At 70.6% G+C, this 15,395-nt stretch carries 11 protein-coding genes and 4 pseudogenes; 10 read left to right on the forward strand and 5 right to left on the reverse strand.

What is annotated here, in order from left to right:
• Positions 1 to 56: 56 nt before the first annotated feature.
• Positions 57 to 1,004, forward strand: a complete 948-nt coding sequence (locus tag GWK25_RS13060; RefSeq protein ID WP_215450157.1) for an ATP-dependent DNA ligase — start codon at positions 57 to 59, stop codon at positions 1,002 to 1,004.
• A 97-nt stretch (positions 1,005 to 1,101) separates the two neighbouring features.
• Here GWK25_RS13060 and GWK25_RS13065 read toward each other — a convergent pair whose 3' ends face one another.
• On the reverse strand, positions 1,102 to 1,533 hold the full coding sequence (locus GWK25_RS13065) for a TraR/DksA C4-type zinc finger protein (RefSeq protein WP_215450159.1): 432 nt from the start codon (positions 1,531 to 1,533) through the stop codon (positions 1,102 to 1,104).
• 197 nt (positions 1,534 to 1,730) lie between these two features.
• On the opposite strand from GWK25_RS13065, the gene GWK25_RS13070 reads away from it, so the two are divergent.
• Both GWK25_RS13070 and GWK25_RS13075 read left to right on the forward strand, forming a co-directional pair.
• On the forward strand, positions 1,731 to 2,675 hold the full coding sequence (locus tag GWK25_RS13070) for an RNA polymerase sigma-70 factor (protein ID WP_215450161.1): 945 nt from the start codon (positions 1,731 to 1,733) through the stop codon (positions 2,673 to 2,675).
• Between the two features lie 157 nt (positions 2,676 to 2,832).
• Positions 2,833 to 4,089, forward strand: coding sequence for an NAD(P)/FAD-dependent oxidoreductase (locus GWK25_RS13075; RefSeq protein WP_215450162.1), 1,257 nt, complete (start codon positions 2,833 to 2,835; stop codon positions 4,087 to 4,089).
• Positions 4,090 to 4,174: 85 nt separating this feature from the next.
• Here the strand turns inward: GWK25_RS13075 and GWK25_RS13080 are convergent, their stop codons facing one another.
• Together GWK25_RS13080 and GWK25_RS13085 are read right to left on the reverse strand one after the other, a co-directional pair.
• Entirely contained in the window at positions 4,175 to 6,127 is a 1,953-nt protein-coding gene (locus GWK25_RS13080) for an amino acid transporter (protein WP_215450164.1), read from the reverse strand.
• Positions 6,128 to 6,322: 195 nt separating this feature from the next.
• Entirely contained in the window at positions 6,323 to 6,988 is a 666-nt protein-coding gene (locus tag GWK25_RS13085; protein WP_215450166.1) for a DUF4097 family beta strand repeat-containing protein, read from the reverse strand.
• A gap of 444 nt (positions 6,989 to 7,432) precedes the next feature.
• Here GWK25_RS13085 and kdpF point away from each other — a divergent pair, with 444 nt between their 5' ends.
• The 4 genes and pseudogenes from kdpF (at position 7,433) to GWK25_RS13100 (ending at position 10,430) form a co-directional block, all read left to right on the forward strand.
• Positions 7,433 to 7,522, forward strand: coding sequence for a K(+)-transporting ATPase subunit F (kdpF, locus tag GWK25_RS13090; protein WP_215450168.1), 90 nt, complete (start codon positions 7,433 to 7,435; stop codon positions 7,520 to 7,522).
• A gap of 31 nt (positions 7,523 to 7,553) precedes the next feature.
• Positions 7,554 to 8,804 (forward strand): annotated as a pseudogene (gene kdpA / locus GWK25_RS44520) (potassium-transporting ATPase subunit KdpA); the annotation flags it as partial.
• A 3-nt stretch (positions 8,805 to 8,807) separates the two neighbouring features.
• Positions 8,808 to 9,794, forward strand: a pseudogene (locus GWK25_RS44525) (HAD-IC family P-type ATPase); the annotation flags it as partial.
• A 5-nt stretch (positions 9,795 to 9,799) separates the two neighbouring features.
• Positions 9,800 to 10,430: pseudogene (locus GWK25_RS13100) on the forward strand (potassium-transporting ATPase subunit C).
• A 246-nt stretch (positions 10,431 to 10,676) separates the two neighbouring features.
• Here the strand turns inward: GWK25_RS13100 and GWK25_RS13105 are convergent.
• Positions 10,677 to 11,546: pseudogene (locus tag GWK25_RS13105) on the reverse strand (SGNH/GDSL hydrolase family protein); the annotation flags it as partial.
• Between the two features lie 198 nt (positions 11,547 to 11,744).
• Between GWK25_RS13105 and GWK25_RS13110 the strand changes: the two are divergent.
• Together GWK25_RS13110 and GWK25_RS13115 are read left to right on the forward strand one after the other, a co-directional pair.
• Positions 11,745 to 12,404, forward strand: a complete 660-nt coding sequence (locus GWK25_RS13110) for a response regulator transcription factor (protein WP_308011095.1) — start codon at positions 11,745 to 11,747, stop codon at positions 12,402 to 12,404.
• Positions 12,401 to 13,510, forward strand: coding sequence for a sensor histidine kinase (locus tag GWK25_RS13115; protein WP_215450172.1), 1,110 nt, complete (start codon positions 12,401 to 12,403; stop codon positions 13,508 to 13,510). Before GWK25_RS13110 ends, GWK25_RS13115 begins: the two co-directional genes overlap by 4 nt.
• Positions 13,511 to 13,667: 157 nt before the next feature.
• Here the strand turns inward: GWK25_RS13115 and GWK25_RS13120 are convergent, their stop codons facing one another.
• Positions 13,668 to 13,883 (reverse strand): hypothetical protein, encoded by a 216-nt coding sequence (locus GWK25_RS13120; RefSeq protein WP_215450178.1) that lies wholly within the window; start codon positions 13,881 to 13,883, stop codon positions 13,668 to 13,670.
• A gap of 215 nt (positions 13,884 to 14,098) precedes the next feature.
• Between GWK25_RS13120 and GWK25_RS13125 the strand changes: the two genes are divergently transcribed.
• Positions 14,099 to 15,346, forward strand: a complete 1,248-nt coding sequence (locus GWK25_RS13125) for a DUF418 domain-containing protein (RefSeq protein WP_215450179.1) — start codon at positions 14,099 to 14,101, stop codon at positions 15,344 to 15,346.
• Positions 15,347 to 15,395: the final 49 nt, after the last annotated feature.

Here is a 15,395-nt window from a genome sequence, read left to right on the forward strand (position 1 = left end):
TCTCGTCGCGGGGGGAGGGGCGCCGACCTAGGCTGAGGGTGTCGTAGGAGGTCCCGGTGCCGCCCTTCGTTCTGCCGCTGCCTCTCGCTCGGGCCCGCGCGGTCGCCGCCGTACCCGAGGGGCGGGGCTGGAGTCTGGAGCCGAAGTGGGACGGCTGGCGGTGCCAGCTCCACACCGCGACACGGCGGGTGTGGAGCCGGCGCGGTACCGATCTGTCCCGTGCGTTCTCCGATGTCGCCGACGCTGCCGCCGAACTGCCGGACGCCGTTCTGGACGGTGAACTCGTCGCGGTCCTCGACGACGGCTCCGGCGTGGCCTTCGACCGGCTGCAGAGCCGGGCCGGCCGCCGCGGCCCGCGGCGCGACGCCGACTTCACGGTCCACGCCGCCTTCTTCGACGTCCTCGCCGTCGGCGCCACCGACTGGCGGCCCCGCCCGTACGCCGAGCGCCGAGCCGAACTGTTGCGGCTGCTCGACGCCGGACCCGCCACGCTGCGCCCCGTACCGGCCACCGAGGACGCCGGGCAGGCCCTCGCCTGGGTCGGAGCGCTCGCCGGGGTGGAGGGACTGGTGGGCAAGCGGACCCTCGCCCCGTATGTCGCCGGCCTCGCCTCGGGCTGGGTGAAGTGGCGCGAGCGTCACACGACCGAGGCCGTGGTCCTCGGGGTGACCGGCACGACACCGACGACCCAGGCCCTCGTCCTGGGCCGCCCGCGCCTCGGCGGGATGCGAGCCGTCGGGGTGAGTCTCCCGCTCGCCGGGCCACTGCGTCAGGCCCTGGCACCCCTGCTGCGCGTGGCGGGCGAGGAGATGTGCGAACTGCCGGGCGCGGCGTGCGGGCTCCCCGGCACGGACACGGTGCGCTTCTGGCCGGTCGAGGCCGAGGTGGTGGTGGAGATCGAGGCCGACCAGCCGGGGGTGGAGCCCGGTCGGCACGGACGTCGTCCACTCGTCCGACGCGTACGGGGCGACCTGTCGCCGGATCTGCTCGACGAAGGAGAGTGACCCGGGGGCCGGGTCCGCTCACCGTGCCCGGGCGGGCCCCCACGGGGGTGGTCCGTGGGCCGGGTGCGAGCCGGCGTCCGGCATCAGGCGTCCCGCCTCAGGCGGTGCGCGGTGGCCGACGGGTGTCGGAACCGGCGCAGCGGACGCATGTGGTCGCCGCCGGGCGGATCTCCAGGCGCTCGGGCGGAATCGTCGCCCCGCAGCTCTCGCACTGCCCGTACTCTCCGCGATCGAGGCGTTCCAGGGCACGGTCCAGCTCCGCCAGGTGCTCGCGTGCCTGCGCCATGAGGGAGGCCACGTGGGCTCGCTCGAAGGCGGTGGTGCCTCCCTCGGGGTCGTGCTCGTCGTCCACCGCGATCAGGGCGTTGGCCGCGACGATCCCGTCGAAGTCGCGGCTCAGCGCGGCCGCGCGGGCGAGGGTCTCGGCACGGGCGGCCGCGAGGCGTGCGCGGGCAAGGGTCTCGGCGCGGGCGGCCGAGAAGGTGGACGGGCCGGGGTCGTCGGGACCGTGGTGGGATGCGTCACCCATGCTGCGAGAACGTGTATACGCGGTTCACGATTCCCGTGCGGGAGACGGGAGACGGGAGACGGGAGACGGGAGACGGGAGACGGGAGACGGGAGACGGGAGACGGGAGACGGGAGACGGTAGGCGGGAGGCGGGAGCGGGAGCGGGAGCGGGGCCGGGGGGCGGCCCTCCGTCGGCGGCACCCTCTAGGATCCGGAGCATGGCGCTGACGACGCACGACGTGGATCGGTTCGAGGCGACGAGGCCCCGACTGGAGGCGATCGCCTACCGCCTCCTCGGCTCGGCGGGCGAGGCGGAGGACGCCGTGCAGGAGACGTTCCTGCGCTGGCAGGCGGCCGACGTCGACAGGGTCGAGGTGCCCGAGGCATGGCTGACGAAGGTGCTCACCAACCTGTGTCTCAACCAGCTCACCTCGGCCCGCGCACGCCGGGAGACCTACGTGGGCCAGTGGCTGCCCGAGCCGCTGCTCGCCGGCGACCCGATGCTCGGTCCCGCCGACACCGTCGAGCAGCGCGAGTCCGTCTCGTACGCAGTCCTGACCCTGCTGGAGCGTCTCACCCCGGGCGAGCGGGCGGTGTACGTGCTGAAGGAGGCCTTCGACTACCCGCACCGGGAGATCGCCGAGATCCTCGACATCAGCGAGGCGGCCAGCCAGCAGATCTTCCACCGCGCGAAGAAGCACGTGGCGGCGGGCAAGACCCGTACGGAGATCGACGAGACGGCGGCCCGGCGGGTCGTCGAGGAGTTCCTCGCGGCGGCCACCAGCGGGAAGACCGAACCGCTGGTGGCGCTGCTGACCTCGGACGCCATCGCGGTCGGCGACGGCGGCGGAAAGGTCCCGGCCCGCGCCAGGGCATTCGAGGGCGCCCTCGCGGTCGCGAAGTTCATGCGGGGCCTGTTCAAGCCGGCCCCGCAGAAGCGGTCCCTGGTCGGCGGCTCGCCCGAGATCCACATCTGGAAGGCCAACGGCAGCCCCGCGGTCCTGGCGGTCGTCGAGGGCCGGGTCGTCGGGGTCATCTGTCTGGAGATCGGTACGGACGGCATCGTCGCGTTCCGCAGCCAGGTCAACCCCGACAAGCTGGAGCGCGCGACCGAGGTGTGGGCGGCCACCGACCACGGAGAGCCGCTGTTCCACGCGTTCTGAGCCTCTGCGCGCCTGCCCGCCCGCGTTGTCCTGAGCCCCCATAGCAAAATGTGACCTGCTTCACATTCTCTTGCTGTCAGGAAAACGCGGGCTGCCCGGTTCAAGGGGCGAGACCGAGCAACGGCAAGCCTCGGACCCGCGCAGACAGGAGCAGAAAATGCAGCAGCACCGCATCATCGTCCTCGGAGCCGGCTACACCGGAGCCTCCGCCGCCGGGCGCCTCGCCAAGCGGCTGCACCACGCGGACGTCGCGATCACCCTCGTCAACGCCGAGCCCGACTTCGTCGAGCGCGTCCGGATGCACCAGCTCGCGGTGGGCCAGGAGCTCAAGCCCCGCCCCTTCGAGGAGATGTTCGAGGGCACCGGCGTCGAGGTGAAGCTCGCCGAGGTCGCCGGCATCGACGCCGACCGCAGGATCGTCACCGTGGTCGACACGCAGGGCGCCGGGCGGCAGGAACTGGAGTACGACACCCTCGTCTACGCGCTCGGCAGCGGCTGGAACCCCCAGGGCGTGCCCGGCACCGCCGAGCACGCCCACGAGATCTCCAGCCGGCCCGGCGCGCTCCGGCTGCGTGAGCGGCTGGCCCGGCTGGACGCGGGCCGGCCCGTGGTGATCGTCGGCGGCGGGCTCACCGGCGTGGAGGCCGCCACCGAGATCGCCGAGGCCCGCCCCGACCTGGATGTCGCCCTCGTGGCCCGTGGCGGCTTCGGCGACTGGCTCTCCGACAAGGGCCGAGGGCATCTGCGGAAGGTCTTCGCCGGGCTCGGCATCACCGTGCACGAGCACACCGCCGTCACCGCCGTCGAAGCCGACCGGGTCCTCACCGACGGGACGCCCGTCCCGGCCGCGGTCACCGTCTGGGCCACCGGTTTCGCCGTCCACCCGATCGCCGAGGCCAGCACCCTGGAGGTCTCCGGCACGGGCCAGATCGTGGTCGACGGGACCATGCGCTCGGTCTCGCACCCCGAGGTGTACGCCATCGGCGACGCGGCTCTGGTGATGGGCCCCGGCGACAAGCCGCTGCGGATGTCGTGCGCCTCCGGTGTTCCCACCTCGTGGCAGGCCGCCGACACCATCGCGGCCCGCCTGACCGGCGGAAAGCTCCCGAAGATCGGGATCCGCTACTACCAGCAGTGTGTCTCGCTCGGCCGCAAGGAGGGCCTGATCCAGTTCGTCACCGCGGACGACCGGGCCGTCCCGAAGGCCCTCACCGGCCGCCTCGCCGCCGTCTACAAGGAACTCGTCTGCAGGAGCGCGGCCTGGGCCGTCGCCAACCCGACGGTGGGCATGCCGGTCCGTCGCCGCCGCATGGTACAGCCGACCGTTCCGGCGGACCGGGCTGCCGGGGCGGGCCGCACGCACGCGGGGAGCCCTTCAGGGCAGGCGGACTCGACCGAGACGGTCGCGGCCTGAGCCGTACGGCCCGGCCTGCCCGGCCGCACGACGGAACGGGGCCCTCGACCAGAGGCCCCGTTCCGTCGTGCGGGCGGGCAGGCCGTCAGCCGGCGTGTACGCGCGGTCGGCGTGCGCGGTCGCGTTCCGCCTCGCGCAGGACCTCCCGGGTGACGGGAGCGACCTCGCCCTGGCCGAAGAGGAAGAAGCGGAGGAAGTTGGCGAAGGGGTTGCCCTCGGTCCACTCGAAGTAGATGTGCGGGATGCGGCCCGTCTCGTCGCGGACGTGCAGGAGCAGCGCGGCGAGGGCGTTGGGGATGGTCGAGGACTCCAGGGTCAGTACGCGATAGCGGCCGTGCAGGATCTCGCCGCGCACCGTCAGGCCCGCCTCGAACTCCGACGGGTCCGTCACCGTCACCTCGACGAAGACGAAGTCCTCCTGCTCCGGCAGATCGTTGTCGGCCCGGATCTGTTCGATCTTGTCGCGGTACTCGGCCTTGTCCCGCTGGTCGGGCTCGTTGGCGATGAACCGGATCTTGCGGCTGGCCATGTCCCTGATGAATCGGTCCGCCATGGCGTCGAGCGTCACGCTGGTCACGCGGAGCTCGAAGGCGCGGGCGAGGCGGGAGAGGAGGGAGACGAGAATGATGCCGGCGATGAAGCAGGCACCGATCTTCACGCCGTCCGGGCGCTCGATGACGTTGACCACGGTCGTGTAGAGGAAGACCACCGAGATCACGCCGAAGCCGATGGTCCAGCCCCGTTGCGCGGCCTTGCGGGCCGCTATCGTCACCGCGATGGCCGCCGAGGAGATGAGGACCAGCACGCCGGTGGCGTAGGCGCCGCCCTGGGCGTCCACGTTCGCGTCGAAGATCCAGGTGACCAGGAAGCCCACGAGGGTGAAGACGATGACCATGGGGCGTACGGCACGTGCCCAGTGCGGGGCCATGCCGTAACGGGGCAGGTAACGCGGCATCAGATTCAGCAGGCCGGCCATGGCGGAGGCGCCCGCGAACCACAGGATGGCGATGGTCGAGACGTCGTAGACCGTGCCGAAGACATTGCCCAGGTAGTCGTGGGCGAGATAGGCCAGCGCGCGGCCGTTGGCGTCACCGCCCGGCTCGAACTCCTTCTCCGGGATGAGGAGGGTGGTGATGAAGCTGGTGCAGATCAGGAAGACGCTCATGATCACGGCGGCGGCGGTCAACAGCTTCTTCGTGTCCCGGACGCGGCCCTTCGGGTTCGCCTCCGTGTCGCCGGGGTCGCCCTTCACGTGCGGCATCACGGCCACGCCGGTCTCGAAGCCGGAGAGGCCGAGCGCGAGCTTCGGGAAGACGATGAGCGCCACGCCGATCATGACGAAGACGTTGCCGTGCTCGGCCGTCAGCGCGGTCGACCAGTCGGTGACGACATGGCCCTCGGTGACGACGTGCCACAGGCCGGCGATGACGACCACCACGTTCAGCCCGAGGTAGACGGCGACCAGGGTGACCGCGACGCCGATGGCCTCCAGGAAGCCCTTGAGGAAGACCGCGCCGAGCAGGGCTATGAGAATGAGCGTGATCAGGAGCTGCTTGTCGTGCAGGGCGCCGGTCAGGTGCGGGTTCTCGATCAGGTGCGTGGAGGCGTCCGCCGCCGAGAGGGTGATCGTGATCAGGAAGTCGGTCGCCGCGAAGCCCAGCAGGGTGAGGACGAAGAGCTTGCCCTTCCAGAACGTCAGCAGGCGTTCCAGCATCGCGATGGAGCCCTCGCCCCGGGGGCTCTCCTCCGCCACCCGCCGGTACACGGGGAGGGCTCCCGCGAGGGTGACGACGACCAGCACGATGGTCGCGACGGGGGAGAGCAGGCCGGCCGCCAGCGCGGCGATGCCGGGCTGGTAACCGAGAGTGGAGAAATAGTCGACGCCCGTCAGGCACATCACCCGCCACCAGGGCTGCCCCCGGTGCGCGGGCTCAGGCCGGGCGTGCGGTCCGGTGTGGCCATCGCCCTTGCCCATGTCGGACAGACCCTCCAGCATCCAGGCGTGCAGGCGCCGTTGAGGGCGTTCGGTGATGGCCATCGGCGTGCTCCCGGTGCATGGCTCCGTAGGGGAAAGGCCATCACGCGGACGGCACCCTCAGAGTAAACAGAGAGTGACGCCCGGGCCCATGGGAAGCGTGCTCCGAAGGCGTCAAAGGTCCGTTAAGACCTTCGCGCCTTCGTGCCCTCGTGCCTTCGTGCCGTCGTGCTTCGTGCCTTCGTCAGCCGGTGCTGCTCAGAGGCTGCGGGCGGTGATGTCGCCCTGCATCGTGGTGGCGCGGATGTCCAGCTCGGCGGTGCCGTCGTTGCGGAGGGCGTTGCTGACGCGGCCGTACTCGGTGCCGGCGTCCAGGGCGGCCGAGACGCCGGCGGCGGCGCCGACCGTGATGTCCCCGGACTGGGTGAGCAGCACGACCTTGCCGCGCACGGCCTCGGCGATCCGGATGGAGCCCCGCTGCGTGCTGATGTCCGCGGGGCCGCCCAGCCGGCCGACCTCGACGTCGCCGTCGATCGCGGTGAGGCGGAGGCTCGCGACCTCGCCGACCTTGATCCGGCGGTACGCGCCCGCGAAGGCGACGTCGCCGAGGCGTCCTTCGGTCTGCAGCTCGGCGCTCTCGGACCTGGCCTCGACGTGCGAGCCGACGGGCAGGTGGACGGTGACCTCCAGGGACCCGGAGAAGCCGACCGGCTTGCTGTCGGGGGCGGCGGTGGTGACGTGCAGGACACCGTCGGCGTACGAGACGGTGGTGCGCTCGGCGGTCTTGACGTCGCGCCCCTTGGACGGGTCGGCGGGGTGGACCTCGACGGTGGTGGCGGCGCCGTCGGTGGCGACGAACCGCACGTGCCCGGCAGGGATGTCCAGGACGGCGGAGATCGGGGCGGGGGTCTCGAACTTCTGCATCATGCTCTCCTGTGAATTGAAGTTTCGGATACGGGAAAAGCTACGTTGCGTTCGTGGATCGAGCAACATAGTTGCTGTGGCCGATTGCCATTACTGCAGGTCGAGTTGGTGAATTCGTTGCAGTGGACTACCGGCTAAATGCAACGGCTGATCGCAGGAGCGTTGCAATGAGCTGCAGGTGAATGCTGCGCCCACTCACCATCGCCAGAGCCCCGGACGGATCTGGCGCGGGCCGGCCCGTATGGGTTCCGTCAAAGCCGACGGTCTCCTCGTAAGGGACCCGTCAACGGGCGCTCCGTGCGGCCGAAGAGGGGCTTTCCTCTAGTCGTCCGATCCTGTTCCGACCCTCTCCTAGGAGTTCGCGATGGCCGATGTGGCCTTCGTCGTCGTCACCGTCGCGGCGTTCGCGCTGGTGGCTCTGGTGGCCAAGGGGGTGACCCGGCTGTGAGCGTCGAGCATGTCGTCGGCCTGATCGTGGCCGTCTCCCTGCTGGGCTATCTCGTCCTCGCCCTGGTCTTCCCGGAGAGGTTCTGACAGTGACATCAGTTGCTGCCGCGGCGGGGGCATGGGTCCCGTACTCGCGGGCGTCCTCCAACTGCTCGCCCTGATCGGCGCGCTGGCTCTCGCCCACATCCCCCTCGGCACCTACATGGCCCGGGTCTACTCCTCCGACCGGCACTGGGTCGTCGAGAAGTGGATCTACCGGGGCATCGGTGCCGACCCCGACACCGAGATGCGCTGGCCCGCGTATCTGCGCGGCGTCCTGGCCTTCTCCGTGGTCGGTGTGCTCTTCCTCTGTCTGCTCCAGCTCCAGGGCGTCCTGCCCGGCTCGCTCGGCTTCGACTCGGTCGACCCGGCGCAGTCGTTCAACACGGCCGTGTCCTTCGTGACCAACACCAACTGGCAGTCGTACTACGGCGAACAGACCATGGGACATGTGGTCCAGGTCGCCGGGCTGGCGGTGCAGAACTTCGTCTCCGCGGCCGTCGGCATCGCGGTGGCCGTCGCTCTCGTACGCGGGTTCTCACGGTCCCGGACCGGTGAACCGGGCAACTTCTGGACGGACATGGTGCGCGGTACCGTCCGCATCCTGGTGCCGCTGTCCGTGGTCGCCGCGCTCGTGCTGGTGGCGTGCGGGGCGATGCAGAACTTCTCCGGCATCCACGAGGTCGGCCAGTTCACGGGCGGCTCCCAGCAGTGGAACGGCGGCGCGGTCGCCTCGACGGAGGCCATCAAGGAGATCGGCACGAACGGCGGCGGCGTCTTCAACGCCAATTCCGCCCACCCGTTCGAGAATCCGACGCCGTTCACCAATCTCTTCGAGATCTTCCTGCTGCTCGTCATCCCGTTCTCCCTGACCCGCACCTTCGGTGTGATGGTCGGCAGCGTGCGGCAGGGGTACGCGATCCTCGCCACCATGGCGACCATCTGGGCCGGCTTCGTTGCCCTGATGATGTGGACCGAGTTCGCCCATCACGGCCCGGCGTTGCAGATCGCGGGCGGGGCGATGGAGGGCAAGGAGCAGCGCTTCGGGGTCGGCGCCTCGTCGATCTTCGCCGTGTCGACGACGCTGACCTCGACCGGCGCGGTGGACTCCTTCCACTCCTCCTTCACGGGACTCGGCGGCGGCCTCACCCTGCTCGGCATGCAGTTGGGCGAGATCGCGCCCGGCGGCACCGGCTCCGGCCTCTACGGCATGCTGATCATGGCCATCATCGCCGTGTTCATCGCCGGACTGATGGTCGGCCGCACCCCCGAGTACCTGGGCAAGAAGATCGGCACCCGCGAGATCAAGCTCGCCGCCTGCTGCATCCTCGCGTACGGGCTGCGCGAGCGGAGTCGGGGCGAGCCCGTCGGCGCCGAGTGGATCGCCTTCACCGCCCAGACCCGGATGTCGGGCGTGGACGTCGACGGACGCAAGGTCCGCAAGGGCGCGGCCGGTGCGGTCGTCGCCTGGGTGCGGGCGCGGGGCGGCACGGTCTCCGAGGACGCCGGGGCGCTGGCCGACCGGATCTCCGGGGCCGGCGGCACGCCGCTGATGGTGGCCGTCGAAGACGCCGACGGGGCACGCGTGTTGGGCGTCATCCACCTCAAGGACGTCGTCAAGGAAGGCATGCGGGAGCGGTTCGAGGAACTGCGGCGCATGGGCATCCGGACGGTCATGATCACGGGCGACAACCCGCGGACCGCGCGGGCGATCGCCGAGGAGGCGGGCGTCGACGACTTCCTCGCCGAGGCCACTCCCGAGGACAAGATGGCCCTCATCAAGCGTGAGCAGGCCGGCGGCAAGCTCGTCGATGACCGGCGACGGCACCAACGACGCCCCGGCCCTCGCCCAGGCGGACGTCGGCGTGGCCATGAACACCGGGACCTCCGCCGCCAAGGAGGCCGAGACATGGTGGACCTCGACTCCGACCCGACCAAGCTCATCGAGATCGTCGAGATCGGCAAGCAACTGCTCATCACCCGGGGCGCGCTCACGACCTTCTCCATCGCCAACGACGTGGCGAAGTACTTCGCGATCATCCCGGCGCTGTTCGCGGCCGTCCATCCGGGGCTGGACAAGCTCAACATCATGGGTCTGTCCTCGCCGGACTCCGCCATCCTCTCGGCGGTCGTCTTCAACGCGCTGATCATCCTCGCGCTGGTCCCGCTGTCCCTGAGGGGCGTGCGGTACCGGCCGGTCAGCGCGGACAGGCTGCTCCGCCGCAACCTGACCGTCTACGGCCTCGGCGGCCTCGTCGCGCCGTTCATCGGCATCAAGCTCATCGACCTGCTCATCTCTCTGATCCCCGGGATCGGGTGAAGAACATGAACAACTCCTTCGCGAACACCGCCCGGTTGCTGAGCGCGGCCCTGCGGGCCCTGCTGGTGCTGACCGTGCTCACCGGCATCCTCTATCCGCTGGCCTCACAGGTGTGGCGCAGGCGCTCTTCCCCACCAAGGCGAACGGCTCCGAGGTGACGTACGACGGCAAGGTCGTCGGGTCCTCGCTGATAGGCCAACAGGGCTACAGTCTGGACTGCTTCCAGCCCCGCCCTGCGCACGGACTGGGTGAGAACTCGCTCAACACCCGCTACAAGCTGATCCTGTCCGGCGCCACCAACCTGTCCGCGGACAACAAGGAACTCATCCAGCAGGTCGAGGACGCAAGGCGAAGGTCGTCAAGGACAACTCGGTGCCCGGCCACACCGTCAGGCCGTCCGAGGTCCCCGCCGACGCGGTCACCTCCTCCGGCTCCGGTCTCGACCCGGACATCTCCCCGGCCTACGCCGATCTCCAGGTCCACCGGGTCGCCGCGAGGAACAGCCTGACCGTCGCCCAGGTGCAGAAGCTGGTCGACGAGCACACCCGGGGCCGCACCCTCGGCGTCATCGACGAGCCCCGGGTGAACGTCCTCGAACTCAACATCGCGCTCAAGGACCTCGTGGCGGACAAGTGAACGGGGCTACAACCGGACCGTATGGCGCACCGGGAAGCCCGCGAATCCCGTGCGGTGGGCCAGTGGTCCCCACAGAGCCCGCGGGAGGTCCAGCGAAACCACGATGGCCGCCGCCCCCACCACGATCAGGAACCAGACACCGCTCTGCGCGAAGTGCTTGTCGAGGAGGAAGTACGTGATCGCGCCGATGACCGGGCCCTCGATCGTTCCCCCGTCGGCGGTGCCGGCACTGCCGAGATCCGTTCACCTGCCGGTGATGCCGGACCGCACGAGTGCGGATGCGGGGGCCGGGTTCTTCAGCCAGCCGGCGCTGCCCGCGGCTCGGACGCCGCGGTGGAAGGCGTCCGCCATCTTCTGATAGCCCGCGTCGTTGGGATGCAGAGGGTCAGCCAGGTCGGCCGTGGTCAAGCCGCTCATGTCAACGTACGCGACGCGCTTGCCTGCGCCCTGTGCGTCGCTGACGATCTCGCGGACGGCCTGGTTGTAACTGCCCCGCCACCGCTCCTCCGTGCTGCTGGTGGAGACGACCAGGGAAGCGACGAGGACCGTTGCGTCGGGGACAGCGGCGGTGATCTGGCTGACCAGCAACCTCAGCCGAGTGATGGCGGTGTCGACCTCCGAGGCCCTTCGGAGGTCGTTGGTACCGATGTGCAGCGCCACGACGTCGGGCCGGTGGCGCTTCAGTGAGGCGTCGGCGAGTACGGCGATCTGGTCGATGCGATATCCGGAGTGGCCTTCGTTGCCGGGGTCGGACATCGAACCGTTGCGCACCGAGCCCACGAAGTCCAGCGGATGGCCGTCCGCAGCAAGCTTGTCCCACAGCGGCCCCCGGTAGCCGTTGCCCGTACTGCTCCCCACACCCCACGTTATCGAGTCGCCCAACGGCATGACTCGCAAAGGCGTGTCGGAGGCGACGAGGGCAGGGGCCACACCGGCCGCTGTCACCCCGAGCATGGCGGCGACAAGCGCGTACACGCCGAAGAGGGCCAGGCCGCGGGCCAGGTCCAGCCCGATCAGCCGGCCGACGCCGGGCGCGCCGGTCGACGGATCACCACGGTCACCCTCAGGAGACGGGGTATCGGCCGGGAGCAGCGCGGAGTCCGGGTGATGGGTCATGGCCCTCAGACTGGAGACCGGGCCGATCACGGCCCATCCGGCAGAAGGCTGCTGTGGCCCTGCCGACAGGTGGGTGCTACCCCGCCGTGTGGCTGGAGCTGCAGCTCAGTGGCCCACCGGGGCCTGTCGGGGCTTAGGGTCGAGTCCGCATGGGCCGGACGGTATGAACGAAGGGTAGGGGAGCGCGTGATCCGGGTAGTGGTGGTCGACGACGAGGCTCTGGTCCGCTCGGGCTTCCAGCTGATTCTGGGCGCGTCCGAGGACATCGAGGTCGTCGCGACCGCGACCGGCGGCGAGGCGGTCGCCACGGTCCGCCGGGAGCGGCCCGACGTGGTGCTGCTGGACATCCGGATGCCGGACGTCGACGGGCTCACCGTGCTCCGGGAGCTGCGTACGATGCCGGACCCGCCGGTGGTGGCGATGCTGACCACGTTCGACGCCGACGAGTACATCCTCACCGCCCTGCACTCCGGCGCGGCCGGTTTCCTGCTGAAGGACACCGAGCCCGAGCAGCTCGCCCACCTGGTGCGCACCCTGGCCGCGGGCGGTGTGGTGCTGTCTCCCAAGGCGTCGCGGACGCTGCTGCACAGCCACCCCGGCACCGGGTCGGCCGTCGACGAGGAGGCAGCCCGGGTCCGGCTGCTCACCGCGCGGGAGCGCGACGTCCTCCGCCTGGTGGCGGAGGGGCTGTCCAACGCCGACATCGGTGCGCGCATCCACCTGGGTGCGGGCACGGTGAAGGACCACGTCAGCGCCATCCTGACGAAGCTTCGCGTGACGAGCCGCGTGCAGGCCGCCCTGCTGGCGCAGCGGTCCGGGCTCCTCGACGAGTGCGTGCGGCCGGAGGCCGGCGGATGAGCCGTGCGCGCGCCCTGTGGCAGCGGGTTCCCGCGCCGGTCATCGACCTCGCCCTGGTGGCCGCGGCGGCCGTGGACGTGCGGCTGAACAACTGGGAGCCCACGCGCATCGAGGTCGCGTTGGCGGCTGTCGGGTGCACCGCGCTGGCCTTCCGGCGCCGGTTCCCGTTCGCCGTGTTCCTGCTCACCCTGCCCGTCGCGCTGATGCAGGACGTCGCCGTCGCCGTCCTCGCGGCGCTGTTCACTCTGGCCGAACGCTCCCGCAACCGCCGTCTCCTCGCCGTGTGCGTCGCCCTGGCCGCGGTCGCGAGCAGCACCCCGTGGCCCCTGGCCGAGGTCGACCGGACCATGACAGCGGTCTTCTTCGTGTACGGCCTGGCCACGGCCGCGGCACCGGTCCTCTTCGGCCAGCTTCTCCAGGCACAGCGGGACCTGGCGCGGCGGTTGGCCGAGATCGAGGAGGCAAGGGAACACGAGCGGACCCTGCACGCCCAGGCCGTCCTCGCTCGCGAACGCGCCCAGCTGGCCCGGGAGATGCACGACGTGGTCTCCCATCAGGTCAGTCTGATCGCCGTACGGGCCGGGGCGTTGCAGGTCGCCACCCGGGACGTGGACGCCAAGGAGGCCGCTCGAACGATCCGTTCGCTGAGCGTCACCACGCTCGACGAACTGCGCACCATGGTCACCCTGCTGCGGGCCTCCGGCGGCGACGCCACCGAGCTGACGCCTCAGCCCACCCTTGCCGACCTGCGTAAACTTGTGGAATCGAGCGGCAGTGACGTACAGCTGACGGGGGAACTGCCGCCCACGGTGAGCACACCCACCCAACGCGCCCTCTACCGTACGGTTCAGGAAGCGCTGACCAACGTCCGTAAACACGCACCCGGCGCCACTGCCAGCGTCGAATTGTGGCAGGACGGCGAGGGCATCGGAGTGACCGTCACCAACACCCCGTCCACGCGTCCTTCCCTGTCCCTCCCCAGCTCCCAGCAAGGGCTCGTCGGGCTGCGGGAACGCGCCGACATCCTGCACGGCACCCTGGAAGCGGGCCCGACCGCGGAAGGCGGCTACCGGGTCCGGCTGCGGATCCCGCTCGGCGCGGACTGAGCTGTCGCCCAAGGCCGCGTCAGCTGCAGCGCGCGTCGTTGAATTTCGCGGGCCACCTCCGTGATGACGTCCCGCAGCGCGAGCTCGTTTTCCTTCTGCGGTCCGCCCGGCACCGTGTGGACGGTGCCGGGCGGACCGGTCTTGATCGTGAGCCGGCTCAGCGGACGAGTCCGGCGGTGCTCGTGGAGAGGGCGCGCACCAACGCTTCGGGTACTTCGGGGTGTACGACGACCAGGACGAGGGTGCCCGCAGCCAGCACCAGGCCCAGGAACTCCAGGAAGTCGCCCCTGCGCGGGAGGACGTCACGGCCCGGTTCGTCGGCTGGTGAGGCGAGGGAGGTGTCGGGCCTCTTGCGTCGCGCGCGGTGTGTCATGCCACCAGCCTGTAAGCCCGTCCGTCCCGTGCCCATCCGACGACCGTCGGGTCCACCCCCGCCGAGTGACTGGAGAAGACTGCCGTCCGGTCGCAACCGACGGGCCGTCCGGACGGGACTCCGCCGGTCGGCAGGGCGGTACCCGCCGGTCGGCGGGGGCGTTACCGAAACCTGCCGGATGGCCCGCCCCCTGAGCCCCGCGCGAGGTTTGCGGTATGTCACAGACGCAGTCGCCGCAGGAGACGTCAGCTCTCCCGGAGAACTCACCTCCGCCGTCCCGAACCTCCCCCGACTCCGCCGTACCGGCCTCGCCCGGTCCCTCGATGGGACGCCTCGTCGGAGTGGACCTGGCCCGCGCGCTGGCGGTGTTCGGCATGTACGTCGTGCACATCGGCCCCCCGTTGTCCGCCACGAGCGGCGTCGGCAGCTGGGTCCGCTACATGTCGGACGGTCACTCGTCGGTCCTGTTCGCCACCCTCGCCGGGTTCTCCCTGATGCTGCTCGCCGGCCGCCGCGAGCCGAAGACGGGCCTGGCGGGCCGGCAGGCGAGGGCCCGCATCGCGATCCGCGCCGTGGTCCTGCTGGCGCTGGGCACCGTGATGGCCATGGAGTACGGGGGAGTGATCATCCTCGGCTTCTACGGGGTCTACTTCCTCCTCGCCCTGCCCCTGGTGCGACTGAGTGCCAGGACCCTCGCGATCATCGCGGCCGCGTTCGCCCTGGTCACACCGCAGCTGGCGTTCGTCCTGACCTCGCTGCTGACGTCGTCGGTCCAGGAGAGCATCAACGCCTACGACCCGCTCCGCCGCCTCAGCGAGGTCGGAGTGCTCGACCTGCTGCTCACCGGCTTCTACCCGGCGCTCACCTGGATGTCGTTCGTGATCGCGGGCATGGCCCTGGGCCGCCTGGACCTGTCTTCCACCACCGTCCAGAAGCGACTGGCCGCCTTCGGCGCCGCCATCACCGCGGGCGCGTACGGCATGTCCCTGCTGCTCGCCGGCCCGGGCGCGCTGCGGAGCCTCGCGGAAGACGGGTCGTCCTCCGGCGGCTCCGGATCGATGCCCCTGGACAAGGGGTCCCTGCCCGACATGCCGCCGTCGTTGCTCCTGACGGCCGGCCCGCACAGCGGCACCACGTTCGACATCATCGGCAGCATCGGAGTCGCGATCCTCGTGATCGTGGGCGCGACCGTGGCGATGGACCGCCTGCCGCGACTGCGCCGCATGGCGAAGCCGGTCATCGCCGTGGGCACCATGTCCCTGACCGCCTACGTCGGCCACTTCCTCGCCCAGTCCGCGCTGGCCGTGCCCGCCGGGACCGGCACCCAGCAGTCCTGGGTCCCGCTGCTCCTGTTCGTCCTCGGGGCGATCGTGTTCGCCGCGATCTGGTCCCGCTTCTTCCGCCGAGGCCCCCTGGAATACCTGCTCAACGCCGCCACCAAGCCGGCGAAGCACATCCGCTGACATCAGGCCGGGGTGGGGCGCCCCCTCCCTCCACCCCGGCACGGCGGGC

Source organism: Streptomyces sp. ATCC 21386, from assembly GCF_018728545.1.
GTDB lineage: Bacteria > Actinomycetota > Actinomycetes > Streptomycetales > Streptomycetaceae > Streptomyces.

Bases quoted from the DNA above. Each gene is read 5' to 3' on its own strand.
- GWK25_RS13065 (WP_215450159.1), bottom strand. From the start codon at position 1,533: ATGGGTGACGCATCCCACCACGGTCCCGACGACCCCGGCCCGTCCACC.
- GWK25_RS13070 (WP_215450161.1), top strand. From the start codon at position 1,731: ATGGCGCTGACGACGCACGACGTGGATCGGTTCGAGGCGACGAGGCCC.
- GWK25_RS13075 (WP_215450162.1), top strand. From the start codon at position 2,833: ATGCAGCAGCACCGCATCATCGTCCTCGGAGCCGGCTACACCGGAGCC.
- GWK25_RS13080 (WP_215450164.1), bottom strand. From the start codon at position 6,127: ATGGCCATCACCGAACGCCCTCAACGGCGCCTGCACGCCTGGATGCTG.
- GWK25_RS13085 (WP_215450166.1), bottom strand. From the start codon at position 6,988: ATGCAGAAGTTCGAGACCCCCGCCCCGATCTCCGCCGTCCTGGACATC.
- GWK25_RS13115 (WP_215450172.1), top strand. From the start codon at position 12,401: ATGAGCCGTGCGCGCGCCCTGTGGCAGCGGGTTCCCGCGCCGGTCATC.
- GWK25_RS13120 (WP_215450178.1), bottom strand. From the start codon at position 13,883: ATGACACACCGCGCGCGACGCAAGAGGCCCGACACCTCCCTCGCCTCA.
- GWK25_RS13125 (WP_215450179.1), top strand. From the start codon at position 14,099: ATGTCACAGACGCAGTCGCCGCAGGAGACGTCAGCTCTCCCGGAGAAC.